Below are 2,598 nucleotides of genomic sequence, written 5' to 3'. Positions count from 1 at the left end.
AGGCTTGCCCGCGAATGAAGCGACTCGGTGTAACAGATACACCTCACTATCGTTCTTCGCGGGCAAGCCTCGCTCCTACAAATAAAGCTCCGGAGTCTTACATGACGGCCCACGCCGACCTTTCGCCGACCCTTCAACTCGCCATCGACCTGATCCGCCGTCCGTCCGTGACGCCGGTCGACGCCGATTGCCAGAAGCAGATGATGCAGCGCCTGGGCGATGCCGGTTTCACCCTGGAGCCGATGCGCATCGAAGATGTGGATAACTTCTGGGCGACCCACGGTAAACACGACGGCCCGGTGCTGTGCTTCGCCGGACACACCGACGTGGTGCCGACCGGCCCGGTGTCTGCCTGGCAGATCGACCCGTTCAACGCGCTGATCGACGAACACGGCATGCTCTGCGGTCGTGGCGCGGCCGACATGAAAGGCAGCCTGGCCTCCATGACCGTGGCCGCCGAGCGCTTCGTCGCCGACTACCCGGATCACAAGGGCAAGGTCGCGTTCCTGATCACCAGCGACGAAGAAGGCCCGGCGCACCATGGCACCAAGGCCGTGGTTGAACGCCTCGCCGCGCGCAAGGAACGTCTGGACTGGTGCATCGTCGGCGAACCATCGAGCACTACATTGGTGGGTGACGTGGTCAAGAACGGCCGTCGCGGTTCACTCGGTGCCAAGCTGACCGTTCGCGGTGTGCAAGGTCACGTGGCGTATCCACACCTGGCGAAGAACCCGATCCACCTCGCTGCCCCGGCCCTGGCCGAACTGGCCGCCGAGCATTGGGACCACGGCAACGATTTCTTCCCGCCGACCAGTTTCCAGATTTCCAACGTCAATTCCGGCACCGGCGCGACCAACGTGATTCCGGGCGACCTGGTGGCGGTGTTCAACTTCCGCTTCTCCACCGAGTCCACCGTTGAAGGCCTGCAAAAGCGCGTCGCCGACATCCTCGACAAACATGGCCTGGACTGGCACATCGACTGGGCATTGTCCGGCCTGCCGTTCCTGACCGAGCCGGGTGCATTGCTGGATGCCGTGGCGTCGAGCATCAAGGACATCACCGGGCGCGAAACCAAAGCCTCCACCAGCGGTGGCACCTCCGACGGGCGCTTCATCGCAACCATGGGCACCCAAGTGGTTGAACTGGGCCCGGTCAACGCGACGATTCACCAGGTCAACGAGCGTGTACTGGCCGCCGACCTCGATGTGCTGACCGAAATCTACTACCAGACCCTGATCAAGTTGCTCGCCTGATGCTCGCCTGCCCGATCTGCAGCGAACCGCTCAACGCGGTGGACAACGGCGTGGCCTGCCCCGCCGGGCATCGTTTCGACCGTGCGCGGCAGGGTTACCTGAATCTGCTGCCAGTGCAGCACAAGAACAGCCGCGACCCTGGGGATAACCTCGCCATGGTCGAGGCCCGTCGCGACTTCCTGAACGCCGGCCATTACGCGCCGGTGGCCAAGCGCCTGGCCGAACTGGCCGCGCAGTACGCGCCCCAGCGCTGGCTGGACATCGGTTGCGGCGAGGGTTACTACACCGCGCAAATTGCCGAAGCCCTGCCCAATGCCGATGGCTATGCACTGGACATCTCCCGCGAAGCAGTCAAACGCGCCTGCAAACGCAATCCGCAGCTGACCTGGTTGATCGCCAGCATGGCCCGGGTGCCGTTGGCCTCGGGGAGCTGCCAGTTTCTCGCCAGCGTCTTCAGTCCGCTGGATTGGGAAGAAGCCAAACGCCTGCTCAGCCCCGGCGGCGGCTTGATGAAAGTCGGGCCGACCAGCGGCCACCTGATGGAATTGCGCGAGCGGCTGTACGACGAAGTCCGTGAATACACCGACGACAAGCATCTGGCCCTGGTGCCGGAAGGCATGGCGCTGCAACACAGCGAATCCCTGGAGTTCAAACTGACACTTTCAAATGGCCAGGATCGCGCCAACCTGCTGGCCATGACGCCACACGGCTGGCGTGCCAGTGCCGAACGCCGGACGGCGGTCATCGAGCAGGCGGAGCCGTTCGAGGTCACCGTGTCGATGCGCTACGATTATTTCGTACTTCAATAATTTTTGGTCTTGAGCAACAGCTTGAGGCCGGCTAAATCCGCGAATGGATTTTTCAAGACCGCAGTGAGGACATCCATGCGCCAACCCGATATCGAGATTTACCTGAAAGACGCTGACGTCGACTACAAGGCCGTTGCAGACTGGCTTAGCGAAGCGTTGGGCCAGTGCAGTGAATGGGTCAAGAAGGGCCAGACCTACAAGTGCAAGGCCGGCAACGTGTCGGTCACCTGGCTGCCGAAAGCCGTGGGCAAATGGAACAGCCTGTTCCTGGACAGCGACCAGACCCCGTGGGAAGACGACATCGCCTGCGCCCGCGCCGCGTTTGCCGCACTGAATGTCGAAGTGCGTTGCGCACCGGGCAGCTGGGTTGAGGAAGAAGGTGAAGAAACGGCCGATCGCTGGATGCGCATCAGCGCTGACGGTGAAGAAGAAATCATCTGGAAAACCGCGTAATCCACGTTCCCACAAAACCTGTAGGAGCGAGGCTTGCCCGCGAAGCTTTTAGCGCCAGTGATGACGCCTTCGCGGGCAAGCCT

Annotated in this window: 3 protein-coding genes; all 3 read left to right on the top strand. The window is 62.3% G+C overall.

The features are described 5' to 3' along the window. The first annotated feature begins 101 nt into the window (after positions 1 to 101). Positions 102 to 1,253 carry a succinyl-diaminopimelate desuccinylase gene (gene dapE / locus QMX98_RS33980; RefSeq protein ID WP_010462857.1) on the top strand — a complete coding sequence of 384 codons (1,152 nt, stop codon included), beginning with the start codon at positions 102 to 104 and terminating at the stop codon, positions 1,251 to 1,253. Then, positions 1,253 to 2,062: a putative RNA methyltransferase gene (locus tag QMX98_RS33975; protein ID WP_083374918.1), complete on the top strand. Its 810-nt coding sequence runs from the start codon at positions 1,253 to 1,255 to the stop codon at positions 2,060 to 2,062. Before dapE ends, QMX98_RS33975 begins: the two co-directional genes overlap by 1 nt. Before the next feature lie 75 nt (positions 2,063 to 2,137). After that, positions 2,138 to 2,515: a hypothetical protein gene (locus QMX98_RS33970; RefSeq protein ID WP_010462860.1), complete on the top strand. Its 378-nt coding sequence runs from the start codon at positions 2,138 to 2,140 to the stop codon at positions 2,513 to 2,515. Positions 2,516 to 2,598 lie beyond the last annotated feature (83 nt).

The sequence above is a fragment of the Pseudomonas sp. PS02303 genome, assembly GCF_029959925.1.
GTDB lineage: Bacteria > Pseudomonadota > Gammaproteobacteria > Pseudomonadales > Pseudomonadaceae > Aquipseudomonas > Aquipseudomonas mandelii.
This window is presented reverse-complemented; position numbering and strand designations above follow the sequence as displayed.

What these genes read in the sequence shown, in the direction of transcription:
- QMX98_RS33970 (WP_010462860.1), top strand. Translation starts at nt 2,138, where the DNA reads ATGCGCCAACCCGATATCGAGATTTACCTGAAAGACGCTGACGTCGAC.
- dapE (WP_010462857.1), top strand. Translation starts at nt 102, where the DNA reads ATGACGGCCCACGCCGACCTTTCGCCGACCCTTCAACTCGCCATCGAC.
- QMX98_RS33975 (WP_083374918.1), top strand. Translation starts at nt 1,253, where the DNA reads ATGCTCGCCTGCCCGATCTGCAGCGAACCGCTCAACGCGGTGGACAAC.